An 18,059-nucleotide genomic window follows, 5' to 3' on the forward strand; every position below is an offset into this window, starting at 1 on the left:
CAAGCGGGCTCCTACACACATCTGACGACCGATACCGATGACCGCCCAATTCCGTCCACCCAATCTGGCACTCAGCACGATCGGTCTGTCGCTGGCGACCTTCATGCAGGTCCTGGACACCACGATCGCCAACGTGTCGTTGCCGACGATCGCCGGCAACCTCGGCGTCAGCAACAACCAGAGCACCTGGGTGATCACCTCGTTCGCGGTGAGCATGGCGATCGCGCTGCCGCTGACCGGATTCCTCACCCGCCGCTTCGGCGAGGTGAAACTGTTCGTGGCGTGCACCTTGCTGTTCGCGATCACCTCGTTCCTGTGCGGCATCTCGCAGAGCATGGGCATGCTGATCGTGTTCCGCGCGCTGCAGGGCGCGGTGGCCGGGCCGATGTATCCGATCACGCAGAGCCTGCTGATCGGCATCTATCCGCCGGCCAAGCGCGGCATGGCGCTGGCGCTGCTGGCGATGGTGACCGTGGTGGCGCCGATCGCCGGCCCGATCCTGGGCGGCCTGATCACCGACAATTACTCGTGGCCGTGGATCTTCTTCATCAACGTGCCGATCGGCATCTTCGCCAGCACGGTGGTGGCGAACCAGCTGCGCGGAAAGGTCGAGAAGACCGAGCGCCCGAAGATCGACTACGTCGGCCTGATCACCTTGATCATCGGCGTAGGCGCACTGCAGATCGTGCTGGACAAGGGCAACGATGCGGACTGGTTCAACTCCACCTTCATCATCGTCGCCAGCATCGTCTCGGCGATCAGCATCGCGATCTTCCTGATCTGGGAGCTGACCGACAAGGATCCGATCGTCGACCTCAAGCTGTTCCGCCACCGCAACTTCACCGCCGGCACGATCGCGCTGGTGCTCGCCTACGCGGCGTTCTTCGCGATCGGCCTGCTGGTGCCGCTGTGGCTGCAGCGCAATCTCGGCTACACCTCGACCTGGGCCGGTTACGCCACGGCGCCGCTGGGCGTGATCCCGGTGTTGCTGACCTTCTTCGTGGGCAAGTACGCCGGCCGCTTCGACCTGCGCCTGCTGGCGTCGGTGGCGTTCGTGGTGATGGGCATGACCTGCTTCATGCGCGCGGACTTCTTCATCGGCATCGACTTCTATCACGTGGCGATGGTGCAGCTGCTGCAAGGCCTGGGCGTGGCGCTGTTCTTCATGCCGATCCTGACCATCCTGCTGTCGGACCTGCAACAGAACGAGATCGCCGCCGGCTCGGGCGTGGCCACTTTCCTGCGCACGCTAGGCGGCAGTTTCTCCGCCTCGCTGACCACCTTGCTGTGGGAGCGCCGCGCGGTGAGCCACCACGAACAGCTGGCCGAACACATCACCGTCTACAGCTCGACCTCGCAGGAGGCGATCAGCCGGATCGGCCAGGGCAACCCGCAGGCCGGTGCCGGCGTGATCAACGACATGATCACCCAGCAGGGCTACCAGATCTCGTTCAATGAGGTGTTCCACGCGCTGGGCTGGATCTTCATCGGGCTGGTGCTGGTGATCTGGCTGGCCAGGCCGCCATTCAGCGCGAAAGCCGGCCCCGCCGCCGGCGGGCATTGATCGAACGCCGCCGCCGCGAGCTACGGATTGAAGGCCACGCCCACCAGAGCCATGGTTTCGCCGCGGTTGGGGTGGTGCAGATTGCCGTTTGAAATGTGTCGGATCTGCACGCTGAAACGCCGCCCCTGCCAGCCCAGCGTGCTGACGAACTCGTAGGGCGTGCTCAATGCCTGCGTGCGGCCGGTATGCAGGGCCGGCTGGAAACTGAGAAACAAGGGTCGATACCAGTCGCCGGCGTCGCCATAGTGGAGACGCGCCCCGCCTGCCACCAGCCAGATCGGGTCCCGCGTGGTGTAACGACCGCCATCGAAATGGGCGATATCGCGGCCATCGAGCCAGCCCAGCGAGACATCCGGCGACCAGCTGAAGCGGCTGTCGCCGATGCGGTGTTCGTCCAACACGCCTTCGACGAATACGGTATTCGTCGCGTAGCTATCCATGTAACTCCGGCCGCCCTGGATTTCCAGACGGGTAGCGGCGGCGGGAAAGGCAAGCGAGGCAAGGGGTAGCGCAAGCAGAACGAGGGGTGCGCGGAAAGGCAGACGCATGGAGGGACCTATAGGGGACTGGGTCGCGGTTGGTTTGTGTACCCCATAGTTTATTAAACAATGTCGTGCACGGGTGAAGCCCCCCGGCGGAAACACTATGTTTCTTCGCCATGTGTTTCGGTTGCGAAATGCCCCGGCGGCAGCCGCCGGGGCTTCCCCCCTGGGACGGTGCGGCCGCCGGCTTATCGTGCGATGGTTTTCGGCCCGACGGCTGCCGGTTGCAGGCTGGGGCTGCCCAGATCGAGCGCGCTCGACTTCAGCAGCACCGCCTTGGGATGCGCCTGGCGGATCGCCGCACCGAACTGCGCGGCGTCGCCCACCACCACCACCTTGCTGCCGTCGGCGTCCAGGTGCCTCGCCGCGTACTTCTCGATCTGCTTCGGCGTGACCGCCTGCACCTGCTCGATGTACTTGCCGATCTGCTCCAGCTTCACGCCGTAGATGGCCAGCTCGCCGACCTGTTCGGCGAGGCCGGCGGTGGTTTGCAGACTGTTGACGTAGCTGCCGATCAAGGTCGCCTTGCGCGCCGCCAGTTCGCTGGCGGAAACGCGTGTCCTGCCGAGCCGCTTGAACGCGCCCAGTACCAGCTCGACCACTTGCGGCGCCGAGGGGTTCTTGGTCTGCGCGGCGGCCAGCCACATGCCGGCATCGTCCAGCGGCTGCAGCCGGCTGCTGGCGCCGTAGGACAGCCCCCGCTTGATGCGGATCTCCTCGTTGAGGCGCGCCGAATACGAGCCGCCGAGCACCGCGTTGGCGACGATGCCGACGTAATAGTCGGCATCCTTGCGCGGCGGCGCCGCATGCGCGACGACCACGCCGGCCTGGCCGGCGCCATGCTGGTCGATCAGCAGGATCGCCGGCACGTGGCTGGCGGCCATGCCCACCGGCCGGGGCAGCAGTGGCGTGGACGGCCTGCGCCAGTCGCCGAAACTGCTCTGCGCCAGCTGCTTCGCCTGCTCCGGCGCGATGTCGCCGGCCAGGATCAGGATCGCATTGTCCGGCCGGTACAGCTTGTCATGCAGATGCTGCACGTCTTCGCGGCTGATCCGCACGATCGACGCCGGCGTGCCGCTGCGCGAGTGGCCGTAGGCGCCGTCGCCGAAGACACCGCGACCGGCCGCCAACGAGGCCAGTGCAATCGGCCGGCTCAGCGACAGGCGCAGATCGTCGATCGCCTGCGCCTGCGCGCGCTTCAGTTCGGCCGCACTGAAGTCCGGCCGCCGCACCACCTCGGCGAGCAGTCCCAGCGCCTGCGGCAATTTCGGCGTGGTCACGGTGACGCCTACCGCACTCCGGTCCCAGCCCGCGGCGGCGCTCAGCGAACCGCCCAGCGCTTCGACAGCAGCCGCGATCTGCGGCGCGGTCTTGCCGGCGGCGCCCTTGCTCAGCAGGTTCGCGGTAAGGTCGGCCAGGCCGGCCAACGCCGGCGGGTCCATCTCGCCGCCGCCACGCAACACCAGCTCGGCGGTGACCAGCGGCAAGCCGGCGCGGCGCACGCTGATTACCTGCAGGCCGTTGGCCAGCATCTGCGTGGATGGCGTGGGTACGCTCAGTTTCGGCGCCGGGCCCGGCACCGGCGGCGTGGCCGGGAAATCATCGGCGGAAGCCGAGGCGGCGAACACGCCACCGGCGGCCATCATCAGCATGGCCGTAAAGACGGCCAAACGAAGTGCTTTCGCGTGGCGGCTCATTGCGTTGCTCCCTTGCCGGCAGCCGTCGCTGCCGTGGCGGCCTGCGGCAGATAGTCGATGGTGACGCTGTGAGCGCCGAGGACGTACTTCTGCATGACCCGGTGGACATCGTGTTCGCTGACTTTCTGCAGCGCAGCCAGATCGGTGTTCACACGGTCCGGATTGCCTTCGATCAGGCTCGCCTGACCCAGCGCGAAGGCGATGCCCTGCGCGGTCTGGCGTTGTTTCAGCTCGCTGGTCAGCAGCTGGGTTTTCACCTTGTCGAGCTCGCTGGCCGGGATCGGCTGGGTCGCCAGCCAGATGATCTCCTCCTGCAGCAACTTCTCCGCGTCGGCCGGGGAATGCCCGCTGGCGAGGATCGCGTAGGCAGTGAACAGACCCGGGCCGACCCGGCCATCGGCGTCGGCCCCGACTTGCTGGGCGACCTGATGGCGATAGACCAGCGACTGGTACAGCCGCGACGAATCGCCTTGCGACAGCAACGCGGCGGCGACCTGCAGCGGGATGCTGTCGGCACTGTCGGCCGCGGGCGGGATCAGCCAGGTGATCGCCACCGCGGGCAACGGCGCGGTCGAGCTGGTCACGGTGTAACGCAGATCCTTCTTGCGCAGCGGTTCCTGCACGACGACCTGCGGTACCGGCGTGGCCGGTTTCGGCATCCAGCCGAAATACTGGTCGACCCAGGCATCGAGCTGCTTCGGATCGAAATCGCCGGTGACAATCAGAGTGACGTTGTCCGGCCGGTAGAAGGCTTTGTGGAAATCGATCACGTTCTGCAGCGAGGCCGCTTCCAGATCCTCGATGCTGCCGATGGTCGGCCGCCGGTACGGATGCACCGTGTACGAGTGCGGATCGATCGCGTTGAACAGCTTGCCGTACGGATTGGCCAGCACGCTCTGGCGGTACTCCTCCTCCACCACCGCGCGCTCGGACTTGAAATTCTTCTCGTCCACATTGAGGTTGGACAAGCGCTCGGCCTCGGCCCACAGCAAGGTCTGCAGGTAGTTGCTGGGAACGATCTCGAAATAATTGGTGACGTCGTCACCGGTCGACGCGTTGTTGGAACCGCCGACGTCTTCGGTGAACCGGTCGAGCTGCTCGGCGGGCATGTGCTTCGTGCTCTTGAACATCAGATGTTCGAACAGATGCGCGAAGCCGGAGCGACCCTGCGGATCGTCCTTGGAACCGACGTGGTACCACATTTGCACCGACACGGTCGGACTGGCGTGGTTCTCCACACTCAACACCTGCAAGCCGTTCGGCAAGATGCGCTGGTAGTACGGGATCGGCGGGATAGCCAGCTCGGCCGCAGCCAGCGGGGGCGACACGGTTGCCACGAACAGGACCAGTGAAGCCAGCCAAGCGATCGGACGCTGATGCATGGTCATCCGTTCAATTCCTCCGGGCGAAAGGCCAACCATAGCAAGTCGACGAAGGCGCTGGCTCTGCTGCCGGACGGCGGCACGGGTCTCGGCGCCACCCTTGACAGGCAATTTGACCCGGGTAGAATCCGTCCGTTATTTCACCCGGGTAAAATCAAATGCACCAGCCGGATCCGCCTACCTGCAGCGCATTCGACCACCAGCGCCTGATCGCCAGCGGCCCGCTGATCGAGGTGGTCCGTGCAACGAAGCAGGCGCTGGAAGCGGGCGCGCAGGGGCCGTTGCTGATTTTCGACGATCGCAGCAGTCGCCAGATAGAGATCGATTTTCGCGGCACGGCGGAGCAGGTGCTGGCGCGACTGCCGCTGGGCGAAACCGCACCGGAGCTCGTAGCGCGCGGCCCCGGCCGACCGAAGCTGGGGGTGGTGCCGCGCGAGGTCACCTTGCTGCCCCGCCACTGGGACTGGTTGTCCAGCCAGCCCGGCGGCGCTTCGGCGGTGTTGCGGCGACTGGTCGAACAGACCATGCGCCATCATGGCGCGAAGGATCGCGCGCGGCTTGCGCAGGAGTCGGTCGATCGTTTCATGCTCGCGATGACCGGCGACCTCGGCCGGCACGAGGAAGCGTCGCGCGCGTTCTACCGGCACGAGCGCGAGCGCTTCATCACCCTGACCGAACCGTGGCCGCGCGATGTGCGCGATCATCTGCGCCGGTTGGCCGCCGCGGCCTGGGACGACATGGCGGCCAGCTGACCGCGACGGCCCGCGCCTGCACCACACCTGCACGTTCCACTACGACGCCGGCCCACCAGCGGCGCCCAAGGACTTCACCATGCAACCCTCTTCTCGCGATTCACTGTTCGCCAATCATCGATTCACCCTGCTGTTCGGCGGCAGCACGATCTCGGCGATCGGCGATCAGTTCACCCTGGTCGCATTGCCGTGGCTGGTGCTGAAGCTCACCGGCGATCCGGCCGCACTCGGCCTGGTGCTCGCCGCAATGGCGCTGCCGCGGGCCGCCTTCATGCTGATCGGCGGCGCGGTGGTGGACCGGATGTCGCCGCGGCGGGTGCTGCTGGGTGCGCGCGGGATCAACACGCTGCTGGTCAGCCTGCTCGCCGTGCTGGTGCTGGCCGGGGCGATCCACATGTGGATGATCTACGTGCTCGCGCTGGGCATCGGCCTGTCTACCGCATTCGCCTATCCGGCCGGTTCGGCCATCCTGCCGCAGCTGATCCAGCCGCAGCAGTTGCAGCCTGCCAACGCGCTGTTCATGGGCATGCGCCAGCTGAGCATGATTGTCGGCCCGGCGATCGCTGGACTGCTGATCAGCACCGGTGCGCACGCCGGCCACGGCATGGACGACTCCGCCGGCCTCGGGCTCGCCTTCGGCATCGATGCGGTGAGCTTCCTGTTTTCGCTGGGCTCGCTGATGCTGATCCGCATCCACAGCGACCGTCATCCGAAGGTGCCGGTCGGCAGCGTGCTGGCCAATGTCGCCAGCGGCATCCGCCATATCTGGGCCGATCTGCCGCTGCGCGCGTTCATCCTCTACGCCGCCGTGGTGTCCGTGTTCGTGGGCGGCCCGATCCAGGTCGGCCTGCCGGTGCTGGCCGATACCCGGCTGGATCTGGGCGCCGCGTCGCTGGGCATCCTGATGACCGCGAACGGTGGCGGCATGCTGCTGGGCAGTTTTCTTTCCGGCGTCGCGGCGAAGCTGGTACGCGGCCGGCTCGGCCTGATGGTGCTGGGCATCGACAGCCTCGCCGGACTGGCCCTGGCCACGATGGCCCTGGTGCACTCGACCTTGGCCGGCGCCGCGCTGCTGGCCAGTGTCGGCGTACTCGCCGGCATCGCCCAGATCGCCATCGTCAGCTGGATCCAGCGCCGCGTGGCGCCGGAGATGATGGGCCGCACCATGAGCGTGCTGATGTTCACCTTCATGGGACTGGGCCCGTTGTCGGCCGCGATCGCCGGCAGCTTGTTGAAGGTGGTCTCGCTGGCGACCTTGTTCACCGCGGCGGGACTGACGCTGACGCTGATCGCCCTGAGCTGCATGACCAACCCGGCACTGCGCAGCATCGGCGCGGCGCGGGCGGCGGAAGCCGGCTGAGGATTCTCCGTAAGGCGTGCCGTTATTTCGGCAACGCCGGTATCTGCTGTAGCAGCGCACGCTGGCGTCGGATCTCGGCGCGCAGCTGCTTGCGTTTCGCCTTGCGTTCGCGGCGGTCGTAATTCCACAGGTAGATCGCTGGCGTGCTGAGCAGGGTCAGCAGCTGGGACACCAGCAGGCCGCCGACGATGGCGATGCCCAGCGGCTGGCGCATTTCCGAGCCGATGCCGAAACCGATCGCCAGCGGCAGCGCCGCGCCCATGGCGACGAGAGTGGTCATGGTGATCGGGCGGAAGCGCACCAGCGCGGCCTCGCGGATCGCCTCGGGCGCGGACAAGCCTCGTTCGCGCTCGGCGACCAGCGCGAAGTCGACCATCAGGATCGCGTTCTTCTTGACGATGCCGATCAGCATCAGGATCGCGATGATCGCCATCATCGAGATCTGCGTCTGCGTCACCAGCATCGCCAGGAACGCGCCGGCGCCGGCGGCCGGCAAGGTGGAGAGAATCGTCAGCGGATGGCCGAGGCTTTCGTAGAGGATGCCGAGCACGATGTACATCGCCAGGATCGAGCCGAGCAGCAGCACCATGCCGTTGGACTTCATCTGCTGCAGGCGCTGGTTGGCGCCCGTGAAATCGACCTTGACGCCGGCCGGCAGGCCGGCCGCATACGCGGCCTGCTCGACCAGCTTGACGCCGCGGTCCTGCGGCACGCCCTTGGCCAGGTTGTAGGTGATGGTGACCGCTTCCAGCTGGTTGTGATGGCGCACCCGGATCGGGCTGATGTTCGGCTCGATATGCGCCAGCGCGGACAGCGGGATCATCTTCCCCTCATCGTTGCGCACGCGCACGTTCAGCAGCGACTGCGGGCTCACGCTTTCCTGCGGGCTGGCGGTCAGCACCACCGAGTACTGGTTGATGTCGGAATAGATCTGCGACACCTGGCGCTGGCCGAACGAGTTGTACAGCGCCGAGTCGATCGTGCCGATGCCGACATGCAGGCGCCCGGCGGCCTCGCGGTCGATCTTCAGCAGCTGTTGCTTGCCGACCTGGTCGAAGCTGCTGCCGACGTCGCGGAATTCCTTGATGGTGCGCATCTGCCGTACCATCTTCAGCGCCCACGGCTGCAGGTCGCCGCCGTCGGTGCTGACCAGCTGGAATTCATACTGGCCGCCCTTGTCGCCGCTGCCGCCGCCGCCGAGAAACTGGGCGGCGCTGACCGAAACCTTCACGTCGGGCAACAGGTCGTAATGCTTGGAAAGCCGATCGACCACCTGCTTGATGCCCTCCTTGCGCCGGCCCGGACCGCTGCCGCGCGGTTTCAGGTCGACGAACATCTGCGCGCTGTTGCCGACCGCGCCGTTGCCGCCGCCATTGCTGCCGAGCATGGTCAGCTGGTCGAGCACGGCCGGATCGGCCAGCATGATCTTCGCCACGGCCAGCGTGCGTTCGGTCATCTGCTGCGGCGAGATGTTGGCGTCGGCATGGATGTCGACCTGCAGCTGGCCGGTGTCCTCGTCCGGCATGAAGGTGCCGCCGGCGGTCTTCGCCACCGCGAAGCCCAGGACAACCGTCAGTATCAGCAAGGTCAGCGGCTGCCAGCGCATGATGCGCCGGTGGTGCATCGCCCAGTCCAGCGCACGCTCGTAGCTGCGCAGCAGGCTGCGGTCGAAGTTCTCCACCGCCTGCTCTAGCCGCCCCGGCGGCTTGCGGTTCACCGGCTCGTGCCGCAGCAGGTAGGCGCACAGCGCCGGAGTCAGCGTCAGCGAGACCAGCGCCGAGATCACCACCGCGGCGGTCAGCGTCACCGAGAACTCGCGCAGCAGCATGACCAGCATGTTGTTGCCGAACAGCAGCGGCGCGAACACCGCCACCAGCGACAGCGTGATCGAGATCACCGTGAAGCCGATCTCGCCCACGCCGGTGAGCGACGCCTGCAGCGGCGTCTCGCCGTGTTCCATGTGGCGCACGATGTTCTCGATCACCACGATCGCATCGTCCACCACGAAGCCGATGCACAGCACCAGCGCCACCAGCGACAAGGTGTTGAGGGTGTAGCCCAGCGTCCACATCACCACGAACGCGCCGGCCAGCGACAGCGGCACGCTCAGCGTGGCGATCAGGGTCGGCCGCAGCCGGCGCAGGAACACCAGCATCACCAGCACCACCATCACGATCGAGATCAGCAGCGCCACCTGCACTTCATGCAGCGCCGACTTGGTGGTCTGGGTCAGGTCGAACACCGGCGTCATCGTGATGTTCGACGGCAACGACGCGCGCAGCTGCGGCAGCTTGGCGCGGATCGCCTCCACCGTGGCCACCGCATTCGCCTCCGGCCGCTTGGAGATCTGCAGGCCTACGGTACGTGCGCTGCCCGTCTGCTTGGTGTCGAACCATGCCGCCTGATACTGGTCCTGCTGGCCGCTGTAGACCCTGGCCACGTCGGACAGCCGGACCGGCGTGCCGTTCTTCACCGAGATCAGCAGGCGCGCGAACTCGGCCGGCTCGTGCAGGCTGTCGCTGGCGGTCACCGTCATCTGCGTGCGGCCGTCGCTCAATGTGCCCTGCGGCGAGGTGACGTTGGCCGCGCGCAGCGCGTTGGCGACGTCGTTCGTGGTGAGCCCCTTGGCCGCCAGCGCGTTGTCGTCCAGCTCGATGCGTACCGCGTGCGGCGTGCCCCCGAATACCTGTACCTGCGCCACGCCGTCGATCTGCGCCACCGCCGGCTTGAGCAAGGTGTCGGCCAGGTCGAACAGCCGGTCCTGCGGCAATCCGGTCGAGGTCAGCGTGATGAACAGGATCGGGATCTGCGAGGTGTCGAACTTGAAGTACTGCGGCGGCGACGGCATTCCCGTCGGCAGGTCGACCGCGGCCGCGTTGATCGCCGCCTGCACGTCGCGCGCGGCGCTGTCGGCGGTGCGCGTCATGCTGAAACGCACCATCACCGAGGCGGATCCTTCGCTGGCGTTGCCGTACATGTCGTCGATGCCGGGAATCCGCCCCAGGTGCCGCTCCAGCGGCGCCAGCACGGTATTGGCCATGGTCTGAGCACTGGCGCCCGGCTGGTTGGCCACCACGTAGACGCCGGGGAAATCCAGCGACGGCAGCGCAGCGACGCCGAGCAGGATGTACGCCCATGCTCCGGCGAGGATCAGGCCGACGGCGAGCAGCGAAGTACCGACCGGGCGGCGGATCAGGGGTGCGAAAATATTCATGGCGCTTCCGTGGCGAGCCAGCACGGCGGCGAAATGCGGCCGACGGATCGTCGTGCCGGGGACCGCATGCTGGCGACAGCGGAGAATGGTATCTCGATCATGCCGGCTTTATGCCTGCAATCGCGCCCCGGCGTATGTGCCTGAAGTCCACACCCTGTCGGAAGACAGGGGGCAAAGGATACGACAACGATGCGATGCAGGGGCGGCTTCAGCCGCGATGCCCTTCGGCACCCCGGCCGGAAGCATCGCGGCTGAAGCCGCTCCTACAAACAGCGCAACAATATCGGGCGCCGGACCTCAGCGCGTGGCCGGGCTGTAGCGCAGGGTCACATACCAGGCGCGACCGGGCTGGTTGTAGTAGTACACCGTCTCGTACGGGTGATCCAACGCATTGGCCAGCTTCGCCTCGACCTGCCAGTCCGCTGCGAAATGCCAGCTTGCACGCAGGGCCAGCGTGCTGTAGCCGCCGAGGCGGTGCAGGTTGGCGACGTCGTCGTAGCTCTTGCCGGCCGCGTACCAGGTGGTGCCCAGGCCGAACGCGCCGAAGCGGCGATCGATGTCGATGCGTGCGGTTCGCTCAGGGCGACGCGGCAGCAGATGGCCGTTGTTGGCGCCGCCGTCGTGGTTCTCCGGCTGCTGCAAGGTCAGATAGCCCTGCACCTGCCAGCCGTCCAGGTTCGCGCCGAGCTGGCCTTCCAGGCCGCGGATGCGCGCCTTGCTGACATTGAACGGCACGTAGTTCTGGTCGGGATCCAGCACGATCAGGTCGTCGATGTCGGTCTGGTAGGCATTCAATGCCCAGTTCCAGATATCGAGTTTCTGAGCCAGGCCCAGTTCGCCGCTGCGCGATTTCTCCGGCTTGAGATCCGGATTGGCCGACGGCGTGCCGAAGAACGGCGGGTAGTACAAGTCGTTGAACGTCGGTGCGTGGAACGCCGTGCCATAACTGGCCATCAGGCGCAGGCCGCGATCGAAGCTGTAGCCCCAGGCCAGCGCGCCGGTATCGTGGCCACCGTACTGCGAGCTGTCGTCATGTCGCGCCGACAGCTGCAGCTCGTTGCTGCCGAACGTGCCTTGGTACTGCGCGTAGGTGCCGGTATCGTTGCGGTTGTCGGCCAGGTAGCCGGTGCTGCTGTCGACATGCTCCCGCTGGTAGTCCACGCCCACCGTCAGCAGCTGGTTCGAGGCCAGCGCGATGTCGTTCTGCCATGACGCCTGGTCGCGCCGCGAATTGGAATAACCGGTCTGCGCGAACGGGTAGTAGGTGCCGTAATAGGTACCCTGGTAATACGTGGTGGCCAGATCCTTGCTCTGCCCCGCGTTCAGCGTGACCTTCCATGCCTCCAGCGGCGAGAAGCTCAGCCGTGCGCCGGCCACGCGCTGCTCGTTGACGGCGTCGTTGCCGCCATATGGGCTGCCGGCGTATTCCACGTCGTTCTTGCTGCGCAACCAGGTGACAGCCAGCTCGGTGCCGTTGTCCCAGCGGTAGCCGGCATTGGCCGCGCCATTCCAGTTGCGGAACGCGTCGTCGCGCGGATCGTCGACGAAGCAGCCGGCACCCATGCCGCCGTTGGCCTCCGCCGCGCCTATCTTGCAGCCAGGAAAACCGCTGGTGTACTGGCCGCCCAGGCTGAGGTTGTACCAGGCGTGCGCGTTGCCGCCGGACAGCCCCGCCTCGGCGCCGAACAAGCCGTTGCTGCCGGCGGTGACGCTCAGCGACGGCAACGGGCTCGACAAAGGCTGGCCGCCGTCGGCCTGACCATGCCGGGTGAAGATCTGGATCACCCCGCCGATGGCGTCGGCGCCGTACAGGCTCGAGCGCGGACCGCGCACGATCTCGATGCGCTCGATCTGCTCCACCGGAATCTGTTCCAGCGACGCGAAACCCGCCGTGACCGAACCCAGGCGCACGCCGTCGAGCAACACCAGCGTGTGGGTGGAATTGGTGCCGCGCACAAACAGCGAAGTCTGCTGGCCGAGGCCGCCGGCATTCGCGAAGCTCACCCCCGGCAGTCCGGTCAGCAGATCCTGCACCGACACCGGCTGCAGCCGCTCGATGTCGGCGCGTGTGATCACGGTGACCGACGACAGCGCATCGTCGACGGTGATCGCGGTGCGCGTGGCGGTGACGATCACCGGCCCCAGCGCGGCCGCGTCGTTCTGGTCGGCCGCGTGCGCGGTCATCATGCAGCTCAGGAGTGCCGCTGCCAGCAAGGTCTTCTTCAAGGTCGTTCCTCGGCCGCGCACCCGCGCACGGCTCATGCGTTCAATGAGCTGGAAGCCGGAGTGGGGAAGACGGAACAACGGGCAGGCCGAAACGCCACGCACGTGGTTCGGCCTCGCCCACCGCGAGCCACCAAGAATCGTTCGGGCCGGTCTCCGGGCTGGCGAGTGGCGCGCGGCGAACCGCGTGCCCCGAACGGCGCCTTCCCGTGCTGTGCACAGTGGCGTCCGCCGTTCGTGAATCTCGCTTACCGTTGCGGGGGCAGCGCCGGCCTTGCGGTGTCGAACGACACCACGCACCGGCTTCCCGTTTCATCCCTAGGGCGCTGAGCCGTCGGGACACCTGAACCGCGTCACTTTAGCTTCGGATGGCTATTTGGGCAATGCACGCCGTCGAACCGGTCTCGTTGAGCGACTGTGGGAGCGACTTCAGTCGCGATGCTTTTCCGCACACGCCGCCAAGAGCATCGCGACTGAAGTCGCTCCTACGCCGCGCCGCCGATCCAGCTCTGCTGCACGCGGTAATCGTCATCCAGCACCACCAGATCGGCCTGGTAGCCCGCGGCGATGCGGCCGTGGCTGGCGCCGAAGCCAAGGAACTCGGCCGGATAGGTGCTGGCCATGCGCACCGCTTCGTCCAGCGGCAGACCGAGCAGCTGCACGGCGTTGCGCACGGCGCCGGCCATGTCCAGCGCAGAGCCGGCCAGTACGCCTTGCGCGGTCTGGCAAATGCCGTCCTTGGCGGTGATGGTTTCGCCGTTGAGCACGTAGCTCGGATCGGCCGCGCCCACCGGCGGCATCGCGTCGGTGACCAGCAGCATCTTGCCGCGCGGCTTGGCGGCGATCGCCACGCGCAGGCTGGCCGGATGCACGTGATGGCCGTCGACAATGATGCCGCACCAGCTGTCGGCGTCTTCCAGCGCGGCACCCACCACGCCAGGCTCGCGGCTGCCCAGCGGCGTCATCGCGTTGAACAGGTGCGTGAAGCCGCGCACGCCGGCAGCCAGCGCGGCGTGCGTGGTCGCGTAGTCGGCCGCGGTGTGGCCGGCGCAGACGATCACGCCGGCGGCAGCCAGCGCACCGATGCTGGCCGACGGCACGCGCTCGGGCGCCAGCGTCAGCAATCGCGCGCCGCGATGCGGTGCACACAGCAGCGCCAGTTCCTCGCTGCCGGGGGCGTGAAAGAATCTCGGGTCGTGCACGCCCTTGCGGGCCGGCGCCAGATACGGCCCTTCCAGGTGAATGCCGAGTACGCCGGGCACGCCTTCGGCCAGCGCCTGCTCCACCGCGGCAAGCGCCGCGCGCATCACCTCGACGCTGTCGCTGATCAGGGTCGGCAGGAAGCCGGTGGTGCCGTAACGCCGGTGTGCCGCACCGATGCGGCGGATCGTTTCCACCGTGGGCGCGTCGTTGAACAGCGCACCGCCACCGCCGTTCACCTGCGTGTCGATGAAACCCGGCAGCAGCATCGCGCCGCGCAGATCGTGCACGGTCGCCGCGCCTACGCGCGGATCGGACGGTGGCAGCAGATCGGCGATGCGCTCGCCATCGAGCAGCACGGCGAGGTCGTTGCGCCAGCCATCTGAGGTGAGGACGCGGGCGTTGGTGAGGGCGAGAGTCATGACAAATATCCGTAATGCGCGAAGGACTGTGGGAGCGACTTCAGTCGCGATGCTCTTTGGCCAAATGCAGGAAAAGCATCGCGACTGAAGTCGCTCCTACAAGCCTTTCAGACCGTTTCGGTCACCTTGTTGAGATGCGGCGGCACGTCGGGATTGAAACCGCGGCGCAAGGCCAGCTCGCTCGCCGCGCGATAGAAGCTCTGGATGATCAGCAGCGGCGTGCACAGCGCCGGCAGGCCACCGATCACCGGCAGCACGCCCGCACCCTGCAGCCCCGGTGCCGCCACGAAGACCTGCGCGCCGCGGCCGCGGAATTCGCGCGCCACCGCCAGCGTGCCGTCCAGCGTGTCGTCGTCCTGCGCGAAGCACAGCACCGGAAAGTCCGGGCCGACCAGCGCCATCGGCCCGTGCTTCACCTCGGCCGCGCTGAACGCCTCGGCGTGCAGGCCGCAGGTTTCCTTGAACTTCAGCGCCGCCTCCAGCGCGATGCCCAGGCCGAAGCCGCGCCCGACCACGAACAGGTTGTGCGCGTCGACCAGGCCTTCGCTCAATGCCGACCAGTCGGCGTCCCAGCCGGCGCGCAGGGCATCGGGCAACGCCTGCAGCGCGGTGCCCAGTTCGGCATCGCCGCGCCAGCGCGCACACAGGTGCAGCACCGCGGCCAGCGCGGCGATATAGCTCTTGGTCGCCGCCACGCTGCGCTCCGGCCCGGCGTGCAGCGGGATCACCGTGTCGGCCAGCGCCGCCAGCGGCGAGTCCTCCACATTCACCAGTGCCACCACGCGGGCGCCGGCAATCTTCGCCGCCTGCGCGTTGCGCAACAGGTCCGGGCTCTTGCCCGACTGCGAGATCGCGATGAACAGCGCATCCTGCCATTGCTGCTCGGCCGCATATACCGAGGTGACCGACGGCGACACCGACGCGGTGACGATGCCGAGTTGGGTTTCGAACACGTATTTCGCATACGCCGCGGCGTGATCGGAACTGCCGCGCGCACAGGTGACGATGAAGCGCGGCGGCCGTGCGCGCAGCTCTTGCGCCAACGCGGCGACCACCGCCTCGTTGGCGGCAAACTGGCGCGCGACCACGTCGGCAGTCTCCTGCGCTTCGCGGTACATCAAGGTGTCGCGGGCAGTGATGTCGGATGTGTTCAAGATGGCCTCAGTCGGTTTGCAGTTCGGCGACGAAATCGTAGATGTCGCCGCGATACCAGGAACAGGTGAACTCGACCACGCGGCCGTCGTCCAGGAAACTGCGCCGCTCGATGCTCAGGCCGGCGCTACCTACCGCCACGTGCAGCAGCCGGGCCTGCTGCGCGTTCAGCGACACCGCGCGCAGCCGTTGCAGTGCGCGGCGCGGGCGGGCATTGAGTTTTTCGAGTGCTTCGTACAGCGAATCGTGCACCAGCAGCGGATCGGGCAGCACGCTGGCCGGCACCACGCTGCGCTCGATCGCCAGCGGCTCGTCCTGGCCGTAGCGGACGCGGTGCAGCCGCACCACCAGCGAACCGGGCGACAGGTTCAGCGCCATCGATTCCTCGGGAGTCACCTCGCCGATGCCGCGCTCGAAGAATTCCGAACGCGGATGCAGTCCGCGCTCGTGCAGATCCTCGGTGAAACTGGTCAGCCGCGACATCGGCTTGACGATGCGCTCGGCGATGAAGGTGCCGGCGCCATGGCGCTGGGTCAGCAGGCCTTCCTCGACCAATCCCGCGATCGCCTTGCGCACGGTCACCCGCGACAGCTTCAGCGCCTGTGACAGATCGCGTTCGCTGGGCAGTGCCTGACCCGGTTCGATGTCGCGATGCTCGACGATATTGCGGATCGCCCGACGCAGGCGCAGATAGGCCAGTGGCTGATGCGTGGCCGGGTCTTGGCAGATCCTGCGGTATTCGTTGGCCAGGGCGGTTTCCATCCAGCAAAGATACCAATAGCAAACCAGTTAGCGCAAGCCCGCCTTGCCGTGCCTGTATCGCAAGTCACGTCTGGCGCGGATTTCGAAAAGATGACAGGCGGTAGTGAATTCGTATGCAGCCCGGTAGTCGTTCTGGTATTTCACTGGTACCATCTGCAGAACCCGGGCGTTGCGCCATTCGGCCCCTGCCCGCCATCCGGCATCGTGTCGAGGTGACTGCGTGACTGCTTCCCCCCAATCGGTCGAACCGTTCGACCTGGTGATCTTCGGCGGCACTGGCGATCTCGCCGTGCGCAAACTGCTGCCGGCCCTGTTCCACCGCTTCCTCGACGGCCAGATCCCGGCCAGCAGCCGGGTCGTGGGCATCGCCCGCGAGGCGCTGAACGACGCGGGCTACCGCGCGTTGCTGCGCGAGGCGCTGATCGGCATCTGCGACGCGGCGAAGCTCGACGTGTTCCTGCAGCAGGTGTTCTACCGCTCGCTGGATGCGCGCAAGGATGCCGGCTGGGACGAATTCGCCGGGTTCATCGGCGCGCAGCCCGATCATGTGCGGGTGTTCTACCTGTCGACATCGCCAGAACTCTTTGTCGACATCTGCACGCGCCTAGGCCATTACGGGCTCAACCAGGGCGCTTCGCGGGTGGTGCTGGAAAAACCGATCGGCCGCGACCTCGCCAGCGCGAACCAGATCAACGATGCGGTCGGCAAGGTGTTCACCGAATCGCAGACGTTCCGCATCGACCATTATCTGGGCAAGGAGACCGTGCAGAACCTCCTGGTGCTGCGTTTCGGCAATGCCTTGTTCGAGCCGCTGTGGAATGCCGGGCACATCGACCACGTGCAGATCACCGTGGCCGAAACGCTGGGCGTCGGCCATCGCGGCGCGTACTACGACCGTGCCGGCGCGTTGCGCGACATGGTGCAGAACCACATGCTGCAGCTGCTGTGCATGGTGGCCATGGAGCCGCCTTCGTCGCTGGCGCCCGACGCGGTGCGCGACGAGAAGCTGAAGGTGCTGAATTCGCTCAGAGCCATCGACGACAGCAACGTCTCTCAGCTCACCGTGCGCGGCCAGTACCGCGCCGGCGTGGCCGAGGGCGGCAGCGTGCCGGGTTATCCGGACGAACTGGGCAACAACCGGTCCAACACCGAGACCTTCGTGGCATTGAAGGCCGAGATCGCCAACTGGCGCTGGGCCGGCGTGCCGTTCTACCTGCGCACCGGCAAGCGGTTGCCGAGCCGGGTGTCGGAAATCGTGGTCACCTTCAAGCCGGTGCCGCATTCGATCTTCGCCGCCGATGCCGGCACCTTGTCGCAGAACCGACTGGTGCTGCGGCTGCAGCCGGATGAGGGCGTGAAGCTGTGGCTGACCATCAAGCACCCCGGCCCCGGCGGCCTGCGCCTGCGCCACGTGCCGCTTGACATGAGCTTCGCCGAAGCGTTCGGCGTGCAGCAGCCCGATGCGTACGAGCGCCTGCTGCTGGACGTGGTGCGCGGCAACCCGACCTTGTTCATGCGCCGCGACGAGGTCGAGGCCGCATGGCGCTGGGCCGGTCCTATCCTGGCCGCCTGGTCCGCCAGCGGCGAGGCGCCGCGACCGTATACCGCCGGCAGCTGGGGACCGAGCGCGGCGGTGGCGTTGATCGAGCGCGATGGCCGCACCTGGAATGAAGACCAGTGAATAGCTTGGCATTCACGCGCTCGCTTCACTTCGCCATGCCGGCGCATTCGGCAGACTTTGCGTTCCCCTCTCGTTAGACGCGCAGCGGCACTCACTCGGCACGCTGCG

Annotated in this window: 12 protein-coding genes and 1 riboswitch; of the genes, 4 read left to right on the forward strand and 8 right to left on the reverse strand. The window is 66.9% G+C overall.

Features of this window, described 5'->3' with window-relative positions; all coding sequences use genetic code 11:
* The first annotated feature begins 37 nt into the window (after window positions 1–37).
* Window positions 38–1,564 carry a DHA2 family efflux MFS transporter permease subunit gene (locus ACFPPB_RS09715; protein ID WP_377326563.1) on the forward strand — a complete coding sequence of 509 codons (1,527 nt, stop codon included), beginning with the start codon at window positions 38–40 and terminating at the stop codon, window positions 1,562–1,564.
* Window positions 1,565–1,584: 20 nt separating this feature from the next.
* Here ACFPPB_RS09715 and ACFPPB_RS09720 read toward each other — a convergent pair whose 3' ends face one another.
* The 3 genes from ACFPPB_RS09720 to ACFPPB_RS09730 all read right to left on the reverse strand — a co-directional run bounded on the left by ACFPPB_RS09720 (window position 1,585) and on the right by ACFPPB_RS09730 (window position 5,185).
* Entirely contained in the window at window positions 1,585–2,004 is a 420-nt protein-coding gene (locus tag ACFPPB_RS09720; RefSeq protein WP_377326564.1) for an acyloxyacyl hydrolase, read from the reverse strand.
* Between the two features lie 290 nt (window positions 2,005–2,294).
* Entirely contained in the window at window positions 2,295–3,803 is a 1,509-nt protein-coding gene (locus tag ACFPPB_RS09725; RefSeq protein WP_377326565.1) for a M16 family metallopeptidase, read from the reverse strand.
* Window positions 3,800–5,185 (reverse strand): M16 family metallopeptidase, encoded by a 1,386-nt coding sequence (locus tag ACFPPB_RS09730; RefSeq protein ID WP_377326566.1) that lies wholly within the window; start codon window positions 5,183–5,185, stop codon window positions 3,800–3,802. Before ACFPPB_RS09730 ends, ACFPPB_RS09725 begins: the two co-directional genes overlap by 4 nt.
* A 158-nt stretch (window positions 5,186–5,343) precedes the next feature.
* On the opposite strand from ACFPPB_RS09730, the gene ACFPPB_RS09735 reads away from it, so the two are divergent.
* Complete coding sequence (locus tag ACFPPB_RS09735) at window positions 5,344–5,937, forward strand: DUF2239 family protein (RefSeq protein WP_377326567.1); 594 nt, start codon at window positions 5,344–5,346, stop codon at window positions 5,935–5,937.
* Window positions 5,938–6,016: 79 nt separating this feature from the next.
* Window positions 6,017–7,297, forward strand: coding sequence for an MFS transporter (locus ACFPPB_RS09740; protein WP_377326568.1), 1,281 nt, complete (start codon window positions 6,017–6,019; stop codon window positions 7,295–7,297).
* Window positions 7,298–7,319: 22 nt separating this feature from the next.
* Here the strand turns inward: ACFPPB_RS09740 and ACFPPB_RS09745 are convergent, their stop codons facing one another.
* The 5 genes from ACFPPB_RS09745 to ACFPPB_RS09765 all read right to left on the reverse strand — a co-directional run bounded on the left by ACFPPB_RS09745 (window position 7,320) and on the right by ACFPPB_RS09765 (window position 16,270).
* Window positions 7,320–10,511 carry an efflux RND transporter permease subunit gene (locus tag ACFPPB_RS09745; RefSeq protein WP_377326569.1) on the reverse strand — a complete coding sequence of 1,064 codons (3,192 nt, stop codon included), beginning with the start codon at window positions 10,509–10,511 and terminating at the stop codon, window positions 7,320–7,322.
* Between the two features lie 297 nt (window positions 10,512–10,808).
* A complete protein-coding gene (btuB, locus tag ACFPPB_RS09750) occupies window positions 10,809–12,737 on the reverse strand; it encodes a TonB-dependent vitamin B12 receptor (RefSeq protein ID WP_377326570.1) in 1,929 nt (642 codons plus the stop codon).
* Between the two features lie 127 nt (window positions 12,738–12,864).
* Window positions 12,865–13,096, reverse strand: a riboswitch (cobalamin riboswitch).
* A 123-nt stretch (window positions 13,097–13,219) separates the two neighbouring features.
* On the reverse strand, window positions 13,220–14,356 hold the full coding sequence (gene nagA / locus ACFPPB_RS09755) for an N-acetylglucosamine-6-phosphate deacetylase (protein ID WP_377326571.1): 1,137 nt from the start codon (window positions 14,354–14,356) through the stop codon (window positions 13,220–13,222).
* Between the two features lie 107 nt (window positions 14,357–14,463).
* Window positions 14,464–15,474, reverse strand: a complete 1,011-nt coding sequence (locus tag ACFPPB_RS09760; RefSeq protein ID WP_377326621.1) for an SIS domain-containing protein — start codon at window positions 15,472–15,474, stop codon at window positions 14,464–14,466.
* Window positions 15,475–15,517: 43 nt separating this feature from the next.
* Window positions 15,518–16,270 carry a GntR family transcriptional regulator gene (locus ACFPPB_RS09765; protein ID WP_377326572.1) on the reverse strand — a complete coding sequence of 251 codons (753 nt, stop codon included), beginning with the start codon at window positions 16,268–16,270 and terminating at the stop codon, window positions 15,518–15,520.
* A gap of 220 nt (window positions 16,271–16,490) precedes the next feature.
* On the opposite strand from ACFPPB_RS09765, the gene zwf reads away from it, so the two are divergent.
* Window positions 16,491–17,951 carry a glucose-6-phosphate dehydrogenase gene (gene zwf / locus ACFPPB_RS09770; RefSeq protein WP_377326573.1) on the forward strand — a complete coding sequence of 487 codons (1,461 nt, stop codon included), beginning with the start codon at window positions 16,491–16,493 and terminating at the stop codon, window positions 17,949–17,951.
* The last annotated feature ends 108 nt before the right edge of the window (window positions 17,952–18,059 follow it).

Origin of the sequence: Rhodanobacter terrae (assembly GCF_042657005.1) — a bacterium.
Classification (GTDB): domain Bacteria; phylum Pseudomonadota; class Gammaproteobacteria; order Xanthomonadales; family Rhodanobacteraceae; genus Rhodanobacter; species Rhodanobacter terrae.